Below are 18,521 nucleotides of genomic sequence, written 5' to 3' on the forward strand. Positions count from 1 at the left end.
TGGCGTCGGTCTGCCCGCTCACCGGACCTCCTCCGCCAGGCGCATCTGCCGCACGTTGTAGACGATGATGGGGACGACCAGCAGGAAGAGCACCACGGCCAGCGCCGCGCCCAGGCCCTGGTTGAACTGCCGGAAGGACTGCGAGTAGAACTCGTTGGCCACGACCGAGGTGCCGAACTGCCCGCCGGTCATGACGAAGACGATGTCGAAGGCCTTCAGCGTGCTGATGGCCACGGTCGTCAGGACGACCACCAGGGCCGGGCGGATGCTCGGCACGGTCACCGACCGGAACATCTGGAAGCCGTTGACGCCGTCCAGGCGGGCGGCCTCGACGATGTCGTCGGAGATGGCCTTGATGGAGGCCGAGAGCACCGTCATGGCGAACCCGGCGTTGATCCAGATCATCACCACGATGATGAACAGGTTGTTCCACGGCTGGTTCAGCAGGAACTGCTGCGGCTCCAGGCCCAGCCAGACCAGCAGCTGGTTGAGCAGGCCGATCTGCTCCACGCCCGGCTGGACGGGGCGGTAGTCGTACATGAAGCGCCAGATGATGCTGGCGGCCACGCCGGAGATGGCCATCGGCAGGAAGATGAGCGCCTTGGCCAGCGCCTCGAAGCGCGTGCGGTCGACCAGGTAGGCGTACACCAGCCCGAAGGCGGTGGAGATCAGCGGCACCAGGACGACCCAGAGCACCGTGTTGCGCAGCACGAGCTGCAGGCCGTCGGTGGTGAAGACCTGCTGGTAGTTGGCCAGGCCGACGAACGAGCTGCTGTCGGCGGACTTCAGCGACAGCCACAGCGTGCGCAGCGCGGGGTAGACCAGGCCCACCGCCACCAGCAGCAGGGCGGGGCCGGTGAAGCCGGCGGCGACGACCCAGTTCGGGACGCGCTTGGGCCGGTCCACGGCGAAGAGGATGACGGCCATCACCGCGGCGAAGGCGAGGACGGCGATCACCATGAGGGCGAGCTTGTGGGGGGTGCTGTCGGCGTCGAGCAACCAGTCCACGGGGACCTCCTCGTGAGGTGAGCGGACTGCGGGAGGGCAGCGGAGGTGGGGGAGGGGGTGCTGAGAGGGGTGGGGCCGGGCACCTGTCGGTGCCCGGCCCCGGTGGCGGGTCCCGGCCTGCGCGGCCGGGCGGCCGTCACTGCGGCCAGGCGGCCTCGATGTTGTCCAGCGTCGTCTGCGTGGACTGGCCGCTGGCGATCCAGGCGGTCAGCTCCTTCCACTCCGCGGCCGAGCCGATCGCCGCCGGCATGAGGTCGGAGGCGTCGAAGCGGAAGACGGTGTTCTCGTCCTGCAGCTGCTCGGCGGCCAGCCGGTCGATCGGGCTGGTGAGGTTGTTCACGTCCAAGCCGGTGTTGGCGCTCAGCCAGCCCGGGCCGGAGGCCTTGGCCTTGAGGTTCACCCAGTCCGAGGTGGACAGGTAGTACTGCAGCGCCTGCACCTCGGGGCGGTCGGCGAACGCGGCGACGAACTCCCCGCCGCCCACGACGGAGGGCCCGTTGGAGCCGATGGTCGGGAACGGGAAGGCGAAGACGTCGCCGTCCTCGGCCACCTCGGTGCCCGAGGGCCAGTTGGCCTGGTAGAAGGACGCCTGCCGGTGCAGCCAGCAGTTGCCCTGCGTGATCGGCACGCCGGCGTCCTGGAAGGTGGTGGTGGCGATGGAGCTGACGTCGCCGAACCCGCCGTTGACGTAGGCGGGGTTGCGCAGGATCGTGCCGGCGCGGTCCAGCGCCGCGACGATCCGCGGGTCGTTGAAGGGGATCTCGTGCGCGATCCACTGGTCGTAGACGTCGGGGCCGTACTCGTGCAGCACGACGTCCTCGAGCCAGTCGGTGGCCGGCCAGCCGGTGGCCTCGCCGGAGTTGATGCCCGCGCACCACGGCTTCACGTCGGGGTTGTCCGCGACCATGCGGTCGGTCAGCGCGATCAGCTCGTCCCACGTCCCGGGGACCTCGTAGCCGGCCTCGGTGAACGCCTTGGGCGAGTACCACACGAAGGACTTGGTGTTGGCGCCCAGCGGGGCGGCGTAGAACGTGCCGTCGACGGAGCCGTACTCGCGCCAGGCCTCGCTCCAGTTCGCGTCGACGTTGTCGGCCACGGCCTTCGGCGGCGCGACGACCTCGCCGGTGGCGACCATCTGCGCCAGCAGGCCCGGCTGCGGCAGGAAGGCGATGTCCGGTGCGTTGCCGCTCTGCACGCGCACGGGCAGCTGGGCCTCGAACTGCTTGGTGCCGTTGTAGTTGACCTCGATGCCGGTGCACTCGGTGAACGGCGCGAACGTGTCCAGGAACGGCTGGTCCTCGGGCGTGACGATCGAGGTGTAGACCTCGACCTCCGTGCCGTCGAGGTCCGAGCCGAACTGCTCGAACTGCGCGCAGTCGATCTCGCTGCTGGCGACGTCGTTGCCGGCGCCGGCGCCCTCGTCGACGCCCGCCTCCTCGGCGGTGGCGCACGCGTTCACGCTGAGCACCAGCCCGAGGCCGCCGGCCAGCAGCGCCAGGCGCCGCGCGCGGGTCAGGACGGTCATCGTGTTCTCCTCTCACGTGCGGCACCCTCGCCGCACCGAGGGCCATGATGACGCACGCCGGGGGCAGCCCGCACGCGCTCCCGGATCACGGAGCGGACACGACCCGTCCGGAGCAGCGCGGGTCGCGACGGACGGTGGACGCGCGCCGCGGCCGGCGCCGCCCACACTGGCGCCGTGAGCACCCCGCAGCCCGGCGGGCCCGCGCCCGCCGGCCCGGTCCCGGCCCCGTCCGCGTCCGCCCCCGTCCCGCCCGTGCTGCCGCTGCGCGCCGCTGCCCACCTGCTGCTGCCGCACCTGCGCCCGCACCGCGCCGCGATCGCGGCCGCCGTGCTGCTCTCCCTGGTGGGGGCCGGCACCGCCCTCGCCCAGCCGCTGGCGGTGGCCCGCGTGGTGCAGGTGGTGCAGGAGGGCTCCCCGGTGCGCCCGGTGGCGGCGCTGCTGGTGGGCGTGGTCCTGCTCGGCGCCGTCACCGACGGCCTGCGGCAGTACCTGCTGGAGCGCGCCGGCGCGGGCGTGGTGCTGGCGGTGCGCACCTCCCTGGTCACCCGCCTGGCGCACCTGACCGTCGCCGCCCGCGACGCGCGCAGCTCCGGGGACCTGCTCTCGCGGGTCTCCGGCGACACCACGGCGCTGGCCGCCGTGGTCACCTCCGGGCTGTTCGACCTGCTCGCCACGGTGCTCACCTTCCTGGGCGCCCTGGTGCTCATGGCCCGCCTGGACCCGGTGCTGCTGGCGGTCACCCTGGCCGCCGTCCTCGTGGCCGGCGCCGCCATCGCCGTGGCCTCCAGCCGCCTGGGCCGGCTGACCCTGGCCACCCAGGCCGAGGTGGGCGCGATGAGCTCGGCGGTGGGCCGCGTCCTGGGCGCCCTGCGCACCCTGCGCGCCAGCGGCGCCACCGACCGCGAGCTGGCCGGCGTGGTCGCCGCCGCCGCCCGCGCCCGCGACGCCTCCGTGCGCGCCACCCGCGTGCGGGCGCTGCTCGGGCCGGCGACGCAGGTGGCCGTGCAGGGCGCCTTCGTGCTCGTCCTGGGCCTGGGCGGGGCGCGCGTGGCCTCGGGGGAGACCACCGTGGCCGAGCTCGTCGGCTTCGTGCTGCTGCTCTTCACCCTCGTCATGCCGCTGGGCCAGCTCGTGCAGACCTGGACGGTCGTGCAGAGCGGGGTGGCCGCCCTCACCCGCGTCGACGAGGTGCTGCGCCTGCCGGTGGAGGAGGAGCGCCCGCTGCCGCCGGCGCGCACCGACCCCGCCGGCACCGCGCCCGCCGGTGCCGTGCCCGCCCAGCGCCCCGGCCCGGCGCCGCTGCTGGAGTTCGACGACGTCGCCTTCGCCTACCCCGACGGCACGCCCGCGCTGCGCGGGGTGAGCTTCGCCGTCCCGCGCGGCACCCGCACCGCCCTCGTCGGGCCCTCCGGCGCCGGCAAGTCCACCCTGCTGTCGCTGGTGGAGCGCTTCCACGAGGTCTCCGGCGGCAGCGTGCGCGTGGGCGGCGTCGACGTGCGCGAGCAGCCGCTGGCCGCGCTGCGCGCCCGCCTGGGACACGTCGAGCAGGACGCGCCGGTGCTGGCCGGCACCCTGCGCGAGAACCTCGTCCTGGGCGCGCCGGGCGCCACCGACGAGGAGGTCCTGGCCGCCCTGGACGCGGTGGGCCTGCGCGAGCTGGCCGAGCGCGGTCCCGGCCTGGCCGCCGAGGTCGGCGAGCGCGGGGTGCTGCTCTCCGGCGGCCAGCGCCAGCGCCTGGCCATCGCCCGCACCCTGCTGGCGCCCGGGGAGCTGCTGCTGCTCGACGAGCCCACCGCCAGCCTCGACGCGCGCAACGAGGCCCTGCTGCGCGACGCGCTGGCCGCCGCCGCCTCCCGGCGCACCCTCGTCGTCGTCGCGCACCGGCTGTCCACCGTCGTCGACTCCGACCAGATCGTCGTGCTGGAGGAGGGCCGCGCCACCGCCGCGGGCACGCACGCGCAGCTGCTGGAGAGCTCCCCGCTGTACCGCGAGCTCGCCACCACGCAGCTGCTGGTGGGCCCGTCCTAGACTGACCGGTCGTGTCCGCGATATCCCGCCCCGAGGTCGAGCACCTCGCGCGCCTGGCGCGCATCGACATGACCGACGAGGAGCTGGACCGCATGGCCGGCCAGCTCGGAGCGGTCCTGGACGCGGTGCAGCAGGTCGCCGCCGCGGTGACCGACGACGTGCCGGCGACCTCCCACCCCGTGCCCCTGACCAACGTGACCCGTCCCGACGTCGTGCGGCCCGGGCTGAGCGCCGAGGAGGCGCTCGCCGGCGCCCCCGAGGCCGAGGACGGGCGCTTCCGCGTCCCGCAGATCCTGGAGGAGGACGCGTGAGCGGCGTGTCGGAACTGGTCCGCTGGGACGCCTCGCGCCTGGCCGAGGGCCTGCGCGCGAAGGTCGTCTCCTCCGAGGAGGTCGTGCAGGCGCACCTGGAGCGCATCGAGGCCGTCGACGGCCCGACCTCCGGGCCCAACCCCGACGGGGTGCACGCCTTCCTGCACGTGGACGCCGAGGGGGCCCTGGCCCGCGCCCGCCAGGTCGACGCCGACCGCGCCGCCGGCGCCGTGCTCGGCCCGCTGGCCGGGGTGCCGATCGGCGTCAAGGACGTCCTGACCACCAGGGGCATGCCCACGACCTGCGGCTCGCGGATGCTCGAGGGCTGGGTGCCCCCGTACGACGCGACCGTCGTGCGCGAGCTGCACGCCGCCGGCCTGGTGGTGCTGGGCAAGACGAACATGGACGAGTTCGCGATGGGCTCCACCACCGAGCACTCCGCGTTCGGCCCCACCCGCAACCCGTGGGACCCCACCCGCATCCCCGGCGGCTCCGGCGGCGGCTCCGCCGCGGCGCTGGCCGCCTTCGAGGCGCCCCTGACGATCGGCTCGGACACCGGCGGCTCCATCCGCCAGCCCGCCGCCGTCACCGGCACCGTCGGCGTCAAGCCCACCTACGGCGGCGTCTCGCGCTACGGGCTGGTGGCGCTGGCCAGCTCCCTGGACCAGGCCGGCCCGTGCGGGCGCACCGTGCTGGACACCGCGCTGCTGCACGCCGTCATCGGCGGGCACGACCCGTACGACTCCACCTCCCTGCCCTCGCCCGTGCCCGACGTCGTGGGCGCCGCGCGCGCCGGCGCCACCGGCGACCTGAGCGGCGTGAGGGTCGGCGTCGTGCACGAGCTGTCCGGCGAGGGCTACGAGCCCGGCGTGCTGGCCCGCTTCACCGAGGCCCTCGACGAGCTGCGCGCCGCCGGCGCCGAGGTCGTCGAGCTGAGCCTGCCCAACGTCGTGCACGCGCTGGCCGCGTACTACCTGATCCTGCCCAGCGAGGCCTCCAGCAACCTGGCCAAGTACGACGGCATGCGCTACGGCCTGCGCGTGACGCCGGAGGGTTCCGGCGTCACCGCCGAGCAGGTCATGCGCGCCACCCGCGCCGCCGGTTTCGGCGACGAGGCCAAGCGCCGCATCATCCTGGGCACCTACGCCCTCTCGGCGGGCTACTACGACGCCTACTACGGCAGCGCGCAGAAGGTGCGCACCCTCGTGCAGCGCGACTTCGCCGCCGCCTTCGCGCAGGTGGACGTGCTCGTCTCACCGACCGCGCCGACCACGGCGTACCGGCTGGGGGAGAAGCTGGACGACCCGCTGGCGATGTACGCCGGCGACGTGGCCACCATCCCGGCCAACCTCGCCGGCATCCCCGGCATGTCGCTGCCCGTCGGGCTCTCCGACGGGCTGCCGGTGGGCCTGCAGGTCCTGGCCCCCCAGCAGGCCGACGACCGCCTGTACCGGGTGGGCGCGGCCCTGGAGGCCCGGCTGGTGGCGAAGTGGGGCGGGCCGTTGCTCGCGCAGGTCCCGGAGTGGAAGGGGTTGTCCGCATGAGCACCACCGACGTGGCGCTCGTCGACTACGACGAGGCCGTCGCGCAGTTCGACCCGGTGCTGGGCCTGGAGGTCCACGTCGAGCTGTCGACCGTGACGAAGATGTTCTCCGCGGCCCCCACGGAGTTCGGCGCCGAGCCGAACACCCAGGTGGACCCGGTCTCCCTGGGCCTGCCCGGCGCGCTGCCGGTGCTCAACGCCAAGGCGCTGGAGTCCGCGGTCCGCATCGGCCTGGCGCTGAACTGCACCATCGCCGCCAGCTGCCGCTTCGCCCGGAAGAACTACTTCTACCCGGACATGCCGAAGAACTTCCAGACCTCGCAGTACGACGAGCCCATCGCGCACGACGGCTGGCTGGACGTCGACGTGCCCGCCAGCGAGGACGGCTCCAAGCCGGCGTTCACCTACCGGGTGCAGATCGAGCGCGCCCACATGGAGGAGGACACCGGCAAGTCCCTGCACGTGGGCGGCTCCACCGGCCGCATCCACGGCGCGGAGTACTCCCTGGTGGACTACAACCGCGCCGGCATCCCGCTCATCGAGATCGTCACCAGGCCGCTGACCGGCACCGGCGACCGCGCCCCGGACGTGGCGCGCGCCTACGTGGCGACCCTGCGCGACCTGCTGCGCGCGCTGGACGTCTCGGACGTGAAGATGGAGCAGGGCTCGCTGCGCTGCGACGTGAACCTCTCCCTGCGCCCGTCCCCGGACGCCCCGCTGGGCACCCGCTCGGAGACGAAGAACGTCAACTCCCTGCGCTCGGTGGAGCGCGCCGTGCGCTACGAGGTCAGCCGGCACGCCGCCGTGCTGCGCTCGGGCGCGAAGGTCGTGCAGGAGACCCGCCACTGGCACGAGGACACCGGCCTGACCACCTCGGGCCGGGAGAAGTCCGACGCGGAGGACTACCGCTACTTCCCCGAGCCGGACCTGGTGCCCATCGTGCCGGACCCGGCGTGGGTGGAGCAGCTGCGCGCCACGCTGCCCGAGCCGCCGGCGCAGCGCCGCAAGCGCCTGCAGGCCGAGTGGGGCTTCTCCGACCCGGAGATGCGCGACACCGCCAACGCCGGCGCGGTGGACCTGGTGGAGGCCACCGTCGCCGCCGGCGCCGCGCCGGCCGCGGCGCGCAAGTGGTGGACCGGCGAGCTGTCCCGGCGCGCCAACGCCGAGGGCGTGGAGCTGACCGCGCTGCGCGTGGGCCCGGCCGACGTCGCCGAGCTGCAGGCGCTGGTGGGGGCCGGCACCCTCACCGACCGCCTGGCGCGCGAGGCGCTGGACGGCGTGCTCGCCGGGGAGGGCACCGTCGCGCAGGTCGTGCAGGCCCGCGGCCTGGCCGTGGTCTCCGACGAGTCCGCCCTGGTGGCCGCCGTGGACGCCGCCATCGCCGCCAACCCCGGCGTGGTGGAGAAGATCCGCGGCGGCAAGGCGCAGGCCGCCGGCGCCCTCATCGGCGCGGTGATGAAGGAGATGCGCGGCAAGGCCGACGCCGCGCGGGTGCGCGAGCTGGTCGTGGAGCGCGTCGGGGGCTGAGGCCCCCACACCGGCACGGGCCGGCGGCCCCCCGCCCGCGGGGAGCCGCCGGCCCGTGCCGTCCCCGCCGCTCGGCGTCGTCCCGCTGCTCAGCGTCGTCTCAGGACCGCCGTGCGAACCTCGCGGCTCGGCACGGGCGGGGGGCCCGGCACGAGCGGGGGGAGCGCGGCGGTGGCGGTCGTCGAGGACGGGCAGCGCCCGGGGTCGGTGGGGGCCGCGGGCCCCTCGGGGCGGGGCGCCTTCCGCCCCGACGTGGAGGGCCTGCGCGCCGTGGCGCTGGGCATGGTGCTGCTCTTCCAGGCTGCGGCCCCGGTGTTCGTGGCCGGCAACATCGGCGTCGACGTCTTCTTCGTCATCTCCGGGTTCCTCATCACGGGCCTGCTGGTGCGCGAGGCCGAGCGCACCGGCGGCGTCTCGCTGCGCGACTTCTACGCCCGCCGCGCCCGGCGCATCCTGCCCAGCGCCGCCGCGGTGCTGCTGCTGACGCTGCTGGGCGTGGCCGTCCTGCTGCCGGAGCGGCTGGCCGCCGTGGCCCGCGACGCGGTCGCGGCCGGGCTGCAGGTGGCGAACTGGTGGCTGCTCTCCTTCGACGTGCACTCCCTGCACCCGGAGGTGGCCCACAGCCCGCTGAAGCACTACTGGACGCTGGCGGTGGAGGAGCAGTTCTACCTGCTGTGGCCGCTGCTGGTCCTGCTCGTCGCGCGCCGCGCCGGACGCACCGGACGCACCGGGCGGCACGCGCTGCGGCCCGGCGGCCCCGCCCGGCTGCGCCGCGACCTGGCGCTGGCCCTGGCGGTGCTCAGCGCGCTGTCGCTGGCCGCCTCGGCGGTCCTCACCCCGCAGGCGTCCCTGTTCGGCTACCTGAGCACCGTCACCCGCGCCTGGCAGTTCGGCGTGGGCGGCCTGCTCGCCCTGGCCGCCCCGCTGATCGCGGCCCGCTGCGCCGACGGGCGCGGCGCGGCGCTGCTGCGCCTGGCCGGCTGGGCCGGCGCGCTCGTCCTGGCCGTCAGCGCCGTCTTCGCCACCCGCCTGCCCTACCCGGGCTGGATCGCGCTCGTGCCCACCCTGGCCACCGCCGCCGTCATCGCCTCCGGCACTACCGGCGTGCTGCGCGGCTCGGTGGGGCAGCTGCTGTCGCTGCCCCTCGTGCGCGCCGCCGGGCGCCTGTCGTACGTCTGGTACCTGTGGCACGTGCCCGCCGTCGTCTTCGCCGCCGAGGTCCTGGGCACCACGCACTGGGCGGCGATGCTGGCCGCCGAGCTGGCCGCGGTGGTGCCCGCGCTGCTCACCGCGCGCCTGGTGGAGGGGCCGCTGCGCTTCTCGCCGCTGGTGGCCGCCTCCGCGCGCCGCGGCCTGGTGCTCGGCGCCGCCACCACCGGCGTCACCCTCACCGCCGGCCTGGCCCTGGCGGCGGTGGCCTGAGCGCCCGGACGGGTGGCGCCGCCCGCCCGGGCGGCGCCGCCGCTGCCTACGCTGCGGTGGTGGGACGGCGCGGGCGGGGGAGGGCGGCGTGAGGGTGCTCGTCGTGGAGGACGAGGTCGCCCTGGCGCAGACGCTGCGCCGGGGCCTGGTGCAGGAGGGGTTCTCCGTGGACCTCGCCCACGACGGCCGCGAGGGCTTCTGGCGCGCGCGCCAGCTGCCCTACGACGTCCTCGTGCTGGACCTGATGCTGCCCCAGCGCAACGGCTACGAGGTCTGCCGCGACCTGCGCGCCGCCGGGGTGTGGACGCCGGTGCTGGTGCTGACCGCCAAGGACGGCGAGTACGACGAGGTCGACGCCCTGGACCTGGGCGCCGACGACTTCCTCACCAAGCCGTTCTCCTTCCCCGTCCTGGTCGCCCGCCTGCACGCCCTCGTGCGCCGCGGCGCCCCCGAGCGGCCCGTGGAGCTGCGCGCCGGGGACCTGCGCCTGGACCCCACCACCCGCCGCGTGCACCGCGGCGAGGAGCCGATCACCCTGACCGCCCGCGAGTTCGCGCTGCTGCACCACCTCATGCGCCACCGCGACGAGGTCGTCAGCAAGGCGCACATCCTCGACGCGGTGTGGGACCCGCACGCCGACACCGACCCCAACGTCGTGGAGGTGTACGTGCGCTACCTGCGCCGCAAGATCGACGTGCCGTTCGGGCGGGCCGCCATCCAGACCGTGCGCGGCGCCGGCTACCGGCTCGCCGCCGACGGCGGCTGACCCGCCGCGCCCCCGCCCCCCTCGGCGCGCCCGCGGCCGCCGCCGCGGTCGTCCCCGCGGTCGTCCCCGCGGTCGTCCCCGCGGTCGTCGCCCTCGAGGTCCTCGTCCGGGTCCTCGTCGGGGTCGCCGGCCAGCGGCAGCCGCACCTCGAACAGCGCCCCCGGCCCCGGCTCGCGCTGCGCGCAGAGCACCCGCCCGCCGTGCGCGGCGACCGCGCCCGCCACGATCGCCAGGCCCAGGCCGGTGCCGCCGGAGCCGCGGTCGCGGCTGTCCTGCAGGCGCACGAAGCGGTCGAAGACCCGCTCGCGCTCGTCGGCCGGCACCCCGGGCCCGTCGTCGGCGACCGCCACCACCGCCTCCCCGCCCTCGCGGCGCACCCCCAGCTCCACCCGCCCGCGGGCGTGGCGGGCGGCGTTGTCGGTGAGGTTGCGCACCACCCGGGCCAGCTGGCCGGGGTCGCCCAGCACCCGCGCGGGCACCGTGCGCACCGCCACCGCCACCCGCGCGCTGGCGCGCAGGCGCGCGGCCTCGGACTCCAGCAGCTCGTCCAGGTCCACCTCGGTGCGCACCGCGCCCAGCGCGCCCTCGTCCGCGCGCGCCAGCAGCAGCAGGTCGGCCACCAGGTGCTCCAGGCGCACCGACTCGCTGCGCACCAGGTCCGCGAACTCCCCGGGCGCGGCGCTGCCCGGGTGCCTGCGCTGCACGTCCGCGGCCGCGCGCAGCGTCGCCACCGGGCTGCGCAGCTCGTGGCTGGCGTCGGCGACGAAGCGCCGCTGCGCGCGCTGGGAGGTCGCCAGCCGCGCCAGCATCGCGTTCATCGTCCGCGCCAGCCGCGCCACCTCGTCGTCGCCCGGCGGCACGGGCACCCGCCCGTCCAGGTCGGTGGAGGAGATCCCGTCCACGGTGCGCCGGATCGCCTCCACCGGCCGCAGCGAGCGGCCCACGAACACCCAGGTCGCCACCCCGACGGCCACCAGCAGCACCAGGGCGCCCGCGACCACCAGGCCGGTCGCGGTGCGCAGGCCGCGGTCCACGGCCGCGGTGCTCTCCGCGACGACCACGGCGTAGCGCTGCCCGCCGGCGTCGGCGCCCAGGACCGCGACCAGCCAGCGCTCCCCGTCCGCGCCCGTGCCCAGCACCGGCAGCGCGCGCTCGCGCACGTCCGTCTCGGCCACCGGCGGCAGCCGGCGCGAGAGCGCCGGCAGGTCGCGCAGCGCGTAGCTGGCCGCGGCCACCCGGCCCTCGCCGGTGACGACCTGCACGTGGGTGCCGCGGTCGCTGTCGGTGCCGACCACGGCGCGCAGGCGCTCCACGGCCGAGGCGTCGGTGCCGTCCAGGGCGCCGCGCTCCACGGACACCCGCACCAGCCGCGCCTGCACCAGCGCCGAGGTCGCCAGCGTGTTGTGCAGCGAGGAGCGCAGCACCAGCAGGCCCGCGGTGCCGCCCGCCGCGGCGAGCAGCGCCAGCACCAGCACCGCCGCCACCGTCGAGCGCACCCGCACCCCGGCCGCCGCCCACCAGCGGCCCGGGCCGCCGGGGCGCCGGCGGGCGCGGGGCTCGGACGGGACCACGGGGCTCCTCGGGCGGGGGACGGCGCTGGGCACCGCAGGCTACCCAGCGGCGCGCCCGCGGCGGGTCCGCTCGCCCGCGCCCCGGCGCCCCCCTAGGTTCGTGGCCATGGAGCTGAAGGGTGAGGTGGCGCTCGTCACCGGTGCGGGCAGCGGGCTCGGCGCCGCGATCGCGCGGGAGCTGGCCGCGGCCGGCGCGAGGGTGTGGGTCAGCGACGTGCGGGCCGAGGCGGCCGAGCGCACCGTCGCCGCGATCGCCGAGGACGGCGGCAGCGCCGCCCCGCTGCCGCTGGACGTGGGCGACCCGCTGGCCGTGCAGGCCGCCGTCGCCTCGGTGCGCGAGCAGGACGGGCCCGTGGACGTGCTGGTCAACAACGCCGGCTTCGACGTGTGCACCCCGATCGAGCACCAGACGCCCGAGCAGGCGCAGCGGGTCGTGGCCACGAACCTGCTCGGCCCGATGTACCTGGTGGCGAACACCTACCCGGCGATGCTGGAGCGCAACCACGGCTACGTGGTGAACACCCTGTCCACGGCGGCGCGGCGGGTGTGGACGGAGGCCTCGGCGTACGCGGCCAGCAAGCACGGCCTGCGGGCCTACACCACCGCGCTGTTCAAGGAGGCCCAGCGCGACTGCAAGCAGCGCCACGGCTCGATCGGCGTGGGCGTCACCGGGCTCATCCCGGGCGGCATGGCCACCCCCTTCGTCACCGACCGCTTCCCCGACGCGGACCTGACCAAGCTGCAGGACCCGGCCACCGTGGCGCGCGCCCTGATGACGGTGTTCGCGACGTGGCCGCACAGCGTCGTGCCGGAGCTTCCGGTGCTGCCGCCGGGGGAGAGCTCCTGGTGAACCGCTGACGGGCACCCCGCTGACGGGCACCCCGCTGACGGGCTCCCCGCGCCCCCGGGCCGCGTGCCCCGGGGGCGCGGCGCCTCAGCCCTGGGCGTGGGTGCGCTCGACGGCGATCGTCAGGACCACCCGCACCTGGTCGCGGCCGCCGTACCAGGCGTACGGGCCGCCGGTGTACCTGCGCGAGAGCGCCTCGATGTGCTCGGCGCCGCCCTCGGTGGTGCTGGCCACCACCTGCCCGCGCACCTCGACGTAGCGCGAGGGGTTCGCCGGGTCGGACACGGCCAGGGACACGCGGGGGTCGCGCTCGACGTTGCGCAGCTTCTGGAAGCCCTGCACGGTGTTGATCAGGACGTGCTCGCCGTCGGTGTCCACCCACGTCTGGGTCAGCTGCGGCGAGCCGTCGGGCATGGTCGTGGCCAGGTAGCAGGTGCTCGGCGCGCGCAGCAGGGCGAGCAGCTCGGGGTTCAGGGGCACGGGGTTCCTCCGGGTCGGGCTGGAGCCCGCACGCTACGGGCAGGCACCGCGCCCGGCACCCGGGGTGGCCGGGACGAGCGGGGACGACCGGGGCGGTCCGGCGCCGCGGGGCGCTCAGCGCAGCGGCACGCTCACGAGCCGGTCGTCGCCGGCGCGCGGCTCGCCGCGGAAGGTGTTCGAGGTCAGCACCCACAGGGAGCCGTCCGGGCCCACCTCCACGGTGCGCAGCCGTCCCAGCGCGCCGGTGAGGTACTCGTCGGGGGTGCCGGTGGGCCCCTCAGGGTTCAGCGGAACCCGCCACAGCCGCTCGCCGCGCAGCGCCGCCAGGTACACCGCGTCCGGGGTGACGGTCAGGCCGCTGGGGGAGGCCACGTCGGTGGTCCACGTCTGCACCGGCGCCACGAAGCGGCCCCCGCCGTCGCCGGGGCCCTCGACCTCCGGCCAGCCGTAGTTGCCGCCGGGGCGGATGACGTTCAGCTCGTCGAAGCGGTCCTGCCCGAACTCGGCGGCGATGAGCCGGCCGGCGGAGTCCCAGCCCAGGCCCTGGGGGTTGCGGTGCCCCAGCGACCACGTCGGGGAACCGGCGAACGGGTTGTCCGGGGGGACCGCCCCGTCGGGGGTGATGCGCAGGACCTTGCCGCCCAGGGAGCGGGGGTCCTGCGCGGCGCTCCTGTCCTGCGCGTCGCCGGTGCCCACGTAGAGCATCCCGTCGGGGCCGAAGGCCAGGCGGCCGCCGTTGTGGGTGGTGTTCTTCGGGATGCCGGTGAGCACCGGACGCGGGTCGCTGAGCCGGTCGGCGGCGTAGGTGTACCGCACGACGCGGTTGTCGTCGCGGGCGGTGAGGTACAGGAAGACCTGCCCGTCCTCGGCGAACGACGGGGACACCGCCACCCCGAGCAGCCCGCCCTCCCCGCCGGGCACCACGTCCGCGACGGTGCCGCCCTCGCCGGTGGCGGCCACCCGGGTCAGGGTCCCCGGCCCGGTGCGCACCACGCGCGCCTCGTCGCGCAGGGTGATCAGGGCGGTGCCGTCGGGCAGCACCGCCATCCCCCACGGCACGTCCAGCCCGGTGGTGAGGTCCACCGGGTCGCCGGGGTTGCCCACGGCCGCGGCGACCGCGTCCGGCGGCAGCGGCGCCGGTGCGGGCGCCGGCGGCGCGGCGGGGGCCGGGGTGCCCGCCGGCGCGGGCGAGGCGGCGGGCTCCTCGCCGGCCGGGGCGCCCGAGCACGCGCCGGTCAGCGCCAGCGCCAGCAGCGCGGCGGCGGTGCGGGGGCCCGCCGCGCGGCCGGCGGGCCGGCGGGCGGGGCGGCGGGGCGTCGTCGCGCGCATGCGGCCATCGTCACCCGCGCCGCGCCGGCCCGCACCAGGTGCGCCGGTAGCGTGCCCGGCGTGAGCGCCGCCCCCCTCGTCGTCAGCCTGCCCGCGCCGTCGTGGGTCCGCGCCGTCGGGCCGCTGGAGGGCGCCGAGCTCGTCGTGTGGGACGGCACCGGCGACCCGCCCGACCCGGCGCCGACCCTGGTCGTGCCGCCGTACGTCGCCACCCCGGACCTGTCCGGCGCGGCGCGCTGCGGGGCCGTGGAGGCGGTGCAGCTGATGACCATCGGCTACGACGGGGTGCCGGCGCAGCTGCCGCCGCGGATCGTGCTGTGCAACGCCGCGGGCGTGCACGAGGCCTCCACCGCCGAGCTCGCCGTGGGCCTGGTGATCGCCCGGCTGCGCGGGCTCGACGACGACGTGCGCGCCATGGGCGAGCAGCGCTGGAACCCCGGCCGGCGCACGGCGCTGGCGGACTCGCGGGTGCTGCTCGTCGGGTACGGCGGGGTGGGGCGCGCGGTGGCGGCGCGGCTGGCGCCGTTCGAGGTGTCCCTCAGCGTCGTGGGCTCGCGGGCGCGCGAGCAGGACGGCGTGCGCGTGCACGGCCCGCAGGACCTGGCGCACCTGCTGCCCGGGCACGACGTCGTGGTGCTGGCCTGCCCGCTCACCGACGCCACCCGCGGCCTGGTGGACGCCGCCTTCCTGGCGGCGATGCCGGACGGGGCGCTGCTCGTCAACGTCGCGCGCGGGCCGGTGGTGGACACCGCCGCCCTGCTCGCGGAGCTGCGCGCCGGGCGGCTGCGCGCCGCGCTGGACGTCACCGACCCCGAGCCGCTGCCGGCCGGGCACGAGCTGTGGTCGGCGCCGGGGGTGCTCGTCACCCCGCACGTGGGCGGCAACAGCACCGCCTTCCGCCCGCGCATGGTCCGGCTGGTGCGCGAGCAGGTGCGCCGGCGGCTGGCGGGGCGGGACTGGCTCAACGTCGTGCGCTGAGCCGGCGCGCCCGGTGCCTCACGCGCCCCGGGGCAGGGCGAGGGAGACGCGCCGGACGCCGTCGAGGTCGAAGGCGTACTGCACGTGCAGCCGGTGCCCGTCCCGCTCGTAGCGGTCCCAGGCCGGGTGCAGCCCCAGGACGGGCAGCACCCCCAGCTCCGCGCTGCGGGAGGGGGCGCCCAGCAGCGCCCGCACCTGCTCGCGGCCCATCGCGAAGCGCAGCCCCTCCGGCAGGTCCCCGGCGTACGCCTCGACGCCGAGCACGCCGGGGCCGTGCAGCATCACGTCGGAGACCGCCCCGTCCCCGCCCAGCACCAGCTCGACGCCCAGGTCCGGCGCCTCGGCGTGCGTGGCCCCCTCGACCTCGGACCAGTCCAGCGCGCGGGAGGGGGCCAGGAAGGCCAGCAGCACCGGGTCGTCGCGGTGCCGGCCCAGCAGGTCCAGCGGTCCCGCCAGCGGTTCGCAGCTCACCGCCCCATCCTGCCGCTCCGCTCCGCTCCGCCGCGCGAGCGCGGCGCCCCGCCGCCCCCGCGACCCTGCCCGCTGCGGTGGCTCAGCGGCGCGGCGAGGGCGGCAGGCGCGGCTCCAGCACCCGCAGCACGAGCGCGACGACGACCCCGCCGGCCAGGACGACGCCGGTGCCCGCCAGCGCCGCGGGCAGCCCGATCGCCCCGGCGTCGAGGAACCCGTACGGGTACCAGCCGGTCGCGGCGCCGTGCGCGAACGTCCAGGCGATCCAGGCCAGCGGCCACGCGAAGGCCAGCAGCACCGTGCGCCGGTCCAGCCGCGGGCGCGGGCCGAACAGCAGCCAGCCGAGCACCGCGGCCACGGGGGAGACGTAGTGCACGGCGGTGTTGATCCACCAGTCGACCCCCGACAGCCGCACGCCCGGCGCCAGGACGGTGGCGTAGACGACCCCGGTGATGGTGATGCCCAGCAGGGCGTCCAGGCGCAGCACGCGCCAGCCGGGGCCGTCGCGGTCCGGGCGCAGCGCCAGGCTCAGGGCGGCGGCCAGCACGAGGACGTTGCTCTGGATGGTGAAGAAGCTGAACAGCCGCACGAGGGCGGGGCCCGCGTCCGCGCCGCCGCGCAGCAGCAGGACCACCTGCAGGGCGAGGGCGGCGCCGACGACGAGCGCGAGGGCGGCGTGCCAGGCGCGCGAGGCCGTGGCGGTGCGCGCGGGGGACGGTGTGCTCACCGGCCGATCGTCGCGCGCGAGCGGTGCCCGGCGCGCGCCGGTGCCGCGCCCGGACCCCGACGGGCCCCGACGGGCCCCGACGGGCCCCGACGGGCCCCGCCGGGGCCGCTCAGGTCGCCGCGGCGAGCGCGGCGGCCTCGTAGCGGCGCACCACCAGGTCCACCAGCAGCGGGTGCGGGCCCATCGGCTCGGCGACCGCGTCGGCGCCCGCGGCGGCCAGGCGCTGGGAGAACACCCCCGGCGCCAGCAGGTACCCGGCGACCGCCACCCGCGCGGCGTCGGCGCGGCGGGCCGCGGCCACCGCCCCGGTCACCGACGGCTCCTGCGCCGAGAGGAACCCGCAGGTCACCGGCGCGCGCAGGCGGGCGGCGAGCAGGTCCGCCGCGGCGCGCACGTCGGCCTGCGCGACGGCGTCGGAGGAGCCGGCCGCGGCCAGCACCACGGCGCCGTCGAAGCCGGCGGGGTCCTCGCCCAGCGCCTCGCCCAGGCGCTGCAGCACCACGTCGGTGACCTCCGGGCCGGGCCCGAGGGCGGCGGCGGGCACCGCCAGGCCCCCGCTGGCGGCGACGGCCTCGGCGATGTCGACGCGCACGTGGTACCCGCTGGAGAGCAGCAGCGGCACGACGACGGCGCGCCGGCCGGCGGCGGTCAGCTCGCCGACGACCTCGGGCAGCTCGGGGCCGTGCACGTCGACGTGCGCGGCGCGCACCTCGAGGTCGGGGCGCGCGGCGGCCACGGCGGCGCGCAGGGCGTCCACGGTGCGCCGCCCGGCCTCCGAGCGGGTGCCGTGCGAGCAGGCGACGAGGACGGGGTGGTCGTTCACGGTCCCTCCAGGACGTCGAGCCGGTAGCCGCGCTTGACCAGGGTGCGCACGAGGTCGCCGGTGGGCAGCCCGGCGCGCAGGCGCGCGACGGTCACCTCCACGGCGTGGGCGTCCTGCGCGCCGGGCAGTTCGGCGAGCAGCTCCTCGCGGGTGACGACCGCGCCGCGGGCGCGCGCCAGGCGGCGCAGCACCGCCAGGGGGCCGGGCGCCAGGTCCAGCACCCGCCCGTCGAGCACGGCGGCCTGCGCGCGCAGCACCAGCTCGCCGTGCGCGGTGGGCACGCGGTCCAGCGGGTTCGCGGCCAGGTGCTCGGTGAGGGTGCGCAGCAGCGCCCCCAGCCGCCAGCGGTCGGGCACCAGCGGTTCCACGCCCGCCGCGCGCAGCGGCTCGGCGGTGACGTCGCCGACGGCGCAGGCGACCACGCCGTCGGCGAAGGCGCGCACGACGTCCCCGCGCCGGCCGGCGGCGTCGGCCGCGTCGAGCAGGGCCACCGCCCCCGGCGCGCTGGTGAACGTCACCGCGTCCAGGCGGCGGGCGGCGACGAGGTCCACGAGGCGCTGCACGGCCTCGGGGTCCGGCGGCGGCAGCCAGCGGTACACGGCCACCCCGCGCACCCGGGCGCCGGCGGCCACGAGGGGGGCCAGCTGGTGCTCGTCGGCGGCGCCGTGCAGCTGCACGACGACGGAGCGCCCGGCCACGCCCTCCTCGACGAGGCGGGAGACGGCCTCGGCGGTCTGCTCGGAGGCGGCCGACCACGCCTCGCGCAGCCCGTTGGCGCGGATGACGCCGGTGGCCTTGGGTCCGCGGGCCAGCAGGCGGGCGCGGGAGAAGGTGGCCAGCAGGTCGTCGGCCAGCCCGGCGGCGTCGGCGGCCTCCACCCAGCCGCGCAGGCCGATGCCGGTGGTGACCAGGACGTCGTCGGGCGGGTCGGCGATGACGTCGCGGGTGTCGGCCAGGAGCTGCTCGTCCTCGGTGAGCGGCACGATGCGCATCGTCGGGGCGTGCACGACGCGGGCGCCCTTGCGGGTGAAGGTGGCGATCATGTCGTCGGAGCGGCGGTCGCTGGTGACGCCGACGACCACCCCGTGCAGCTGGGCCGCCGCGGCGGCGGGGGCTGCGGGGGCCGGCGGGGTCGGGGGCGCGGGCGCCTCGGCCGGCATCTCGT

The 18,521-nt window shown here is 77.0% G+C and carries 17 protein-coding genes; 8 read left to right on the top strand and 9 right to left on the bottom strand.

Annotated features, from left to right (window positions below):
* Positions 1 to 18: 18 nt before the first annotated feature.
* On the bottom strand, positions 19 to 1,008 hold the full coding sequence (locus ACRYR7_RS03405; protein ID WP_432570655.1) for a carbohydrate ABC transporter permease: 990 nt from the start codon (positions 1,006 to 1,008) through the stop codon (positions 19 to 21).
* A 136-nt stretch (positions 1,009 to 1,144) separates the two neighbouring features.
* Positions 1,145 to 2,533, bottom strand: a complete 1,389-nt coding sequence (locus ACRYR7_RS03410; protein ID WP_432570656.1) for an ABC transporter substrate-binding protein — start codon at positions 2,531 to 2,533, stop codon at positions 1,145 to 1,147.
* 174 nt (positions 2,534 to 2,707) lie between these two features.
* Here ACRYR7_RS03410 and ACRYR7_RS03415 point away from each other — a divergent pair, with 174 nt between their 5' ends.
* The 6 genes from ACRYR7_RS03415 (at position 2,708) to ACRYR7_RS03440 (ending at position 10,130) form a co-directional block, all read left to right on the top strand.
* Positions 2,708 to 4,561, top strand: a complete 1,854-nt coding sequence (locus tag ACRYR7_RS03415) for an ABC transporter ATP-binding protein (RefSeq protein ID WP_432570657.1) — start codon at positions 2,708 to 2,710, stop codon at positions 4,559 to 4,561.
* A gap of 11 nt (positions 4,562 to 4,572) precedes the next feature.
* Positions 4,573 to 4,872 (top strand): Asp-tRNA(Asn)/Glu-tRNA(Gln) amidotransferase subunit GatC, encoded by a 300-nt coding sequence (gene gatC, locus ACRYR7_RS03420; RefSeq protein WP_432570658.1) that lies wholly within the window; start codon positions 4,573 to 4,575, stop codon positions 4,870 to 4,872.
* A complete protein-coding gene (gene gatA / locus ACRYR7_RS03425) occupies positions 4,869 to 6,416 on the top strand; it encodes an Asp-tRNA(Asn)/Glu-tRNA(Gln) amidotransferase subunit GatA (protein ID WP_432570659.1) in 1,548 nt (515 codons plus the stop codon). Before gatC ends, gatA begins: the two co-directional genes overlap by 4 nt.
* Entirely contained in the window at positions 6,413 to 7,942 is a 1,530-nt protein-coding gene (gatB, locus tag ACRYR7_RS03430; protein WP_432570660.1) for an Asp-tRNA(Asn)/Glu-tRNA(Gln) amidotransferase subunit GatB, read from the top strand. The genes gatA and gatB overlap by 4 nt, the downstream gene beginning before the upstream one ends.
* 171 nt (positions 7,943 to 8,113) lie before the next feature.
* A complete protein-coding gene (locus ACRYR7_RS03435) occupies positions 8,114 to 9,364 on the top strand; it encodes an acyltransferase family protein (RefSeq protein ID WP_432570661.1) in 1,251 nt (416 codons plus the stop codon).
* A gap of 88 nt (positions 9,365 to 9,452) precedes the next feature.
* Positions 9,453 to 10,130, top strand: coding sequence for a response regulator transcription factor (locus ACRYR7_RS03440; protein ID WP_432570662.1), 678 nt, complete (start codon positions 9,453 to 9,455; stop codon positions 10,128 to 10,130).
* Here ACRYR7_RS03440 and ACRYR7_RS03445 read toward each other — a convergent pair.
* Positions 10,103 to 11,701, bottom strand: coding sequence for a sensor histidine kinase (locus ACRYR7_RS03445; protein ID WP_432570663.1), 1,599 nt, complete (start codon positions 11,699 to 11,701; stop codon positions 10,103 to 10,105). The two genes, ACRYR7_RS03440 and ACRYR7_RS03445, sit on opposite strands and share 28 nt — an antisense overlap.
* A gap of 106 nt (positions 11,702 to 11,807) precedes the next feature.
* Between ACRYR7_RS03445 and ACRYR7_RS03450 the strand changes: the two genes are divergently transcribed.
* Positions 11,808 to 12,551, top strand: coding sequence for an SDR family oxidoreductase (locus ACRYR7_RS03450; RefSeq protein ID WP_432570664.1), 744 nt, complete (start codon positions 11,808 to 11,810; stop codon positions 12,549 to 12,551).
* 84 nt (positions 12,552 to 12,635) lie between these two features.
* On the opposite strand, the gene ACRYR7_RS03455 is transcribed toward ACRYR7_RS03450, so the two are convergent.
* Together ACRYR7_RS03455 and ACRYR7_RS03460 are read right to left on the bottom strand one after the other, a co-directional pair.
* Positions 12,636 to 13,028 carry a PPOX class F420-dependent oxidoreductase gene (locus tag ACRYR7_RS03455; protein WP_432570665.1) on the bottom strand — a complete coding sequence of 131 codons (393 nt, stop codon included), beginning with the start codon at positions 13,026 to 13,028 and terminating at the stop codon, positions 12,636 to 12,638.
* Between the two features lie 114 nt (positions 13,029 to 13,142).
* Positions 13,143 to 14,357 (bottom strand): PQQ-dependent sugar dehydrogenase, encoded by a 1,215-nt coding sequence (locus ACRYR7_RS03460; RefSeq protein WP_432570666.1) that lies wholly within the window; start codon positions 14,355 to 14,357, stop codon positions 13,143 to 13,145.
* A gap of 60 nt (positions 14,358 to 14,417) precedes the next feature.
* Between ACRYR7_RS03460 and ACRYR7_RS03465 the strand changes: the two genes are divergently transcribed.
* Positions 14,418 to 15,335, top strand: coding sequence for a 2-hydroxyacid dehydrogenase (locus tag ACRYR7_RS03465; RefSeq protein WP_432570667.1), 918 nt, complete (start codon positions 14,418 to 14,420; stop codon positions 15,333 to 15,335).
* A gap of 18 nt (positions 15,336 to 15,353) precedes the next feature.
* On the opposite strand, the gene ACRYR7_RS03470 is transcribed toward ACRYR7_RS03465, so the two are convergent.
* From ACRYR7_RS03470 to ACRYR7_RS03485, 4 genes are all read right to left on the bottom strand, one after another.
* Positions 15,354 to 15,806 carry a hypothetical protein gene (locus tag ACRYR7_RS03470; protein ID WP_432570668.1) on the bottom strand — a complete coding sequence of 151 codons (453 nt, stop codon included), beginning with the start codon at positions 15,804 to 15,806 and terminating at the stop codon, positions 15,354 to 15,356.
* Positions 15,807 to 15,888: 82 nt separating this feature from the next.
* The gene (locus ACRYR7_RS03475; RefSeq protein WP_432570669.1) at positions 15,889 to 16,533 is read right to left on the bottom strand and encodes a Pr6Pr family membrane protein; all 645 of its coding nucleotides are present in this window, start codon (positions 16,531 to 16,533) and stop codon (positions 15,889 to 15,891) included.
* 109 nt (positions 16,534 to 16,642) lie between these two features.
* The gene (locus tag ACRYR7_RS03480) at positions 16,643 to 17,356 is read right to left on the bottom strand and encodes a sirohydrochlorin chelatase (RefSeq protein ID WP_432570670.1); all 714 of its coding nucleotides are present in this window, start codon (positions 17,354 to 17,356) and stop codon (positions 16,643 to 16,645) included.
* On the bottom strand, positions 17,353 to 18,516 hold the full coding sequence (locus ACRYR7_RS03485; protein WP_432570685.1) for a uroporphyrinogen-III synthase: 1,164 nt from the start codon (positions 18,514 to 18,516) through the stop codon (positions 17,353 to 17,355). The genes ACRYR7_RS03480 and ACRYR7_RS03485 overlap by 4 nt, the downstream gene beginning before the upstream one ends.
* Positions 18,517 to 18,521: the final 5 nt, after the last annotated feature.

The organism is Kineococcus gurbantunggutensis (genome assembly GCF_050871925.1).
GTDB lineage: Bacteria > Actinomycetota > Actinomycetes > Actinomycetales > Kineococcaceae > Kineococcus.

Coding starts and splice junctions, on each gene's coding strand:
- ACRYR7_RS03460 (WP_432570666.1), bottom strand. CDS start 14,357: ATGCGCGCGACGACGCCCCGCCGCCCCGCCCGCCGGCCCGCCGGCCGC.
- ACRYR7_RS03450 (WP_432570664.1), top strand. CDS start 11,808: ATGGAGCTGAAGGGTGAGGTGGCGCTCGTCACCGGTGCGGGCAGCGGG.
- gatB (WP_432570660.1), top strand. CDS start 6,413: ATGAGCACCACCGACGTGGCGCTCGTCGACTACGACGAGGCCGTCGCG.
- ACRYR7_RS03410 (WP_432570656.1), bottom strand. CDS start 2,533: ATGACCGTCCTGACCCGCGCGCGGCGCCTGGCGCTGCTGGCCGGCGGC.
- ACRYR7_RS03485 (WP_432570685.1), bottom strand. CDS start 18,516: ATGCCGGCCGAGGCGCCCGCGCCCCCGACCCCGCCGGCCCCCGCAGCC.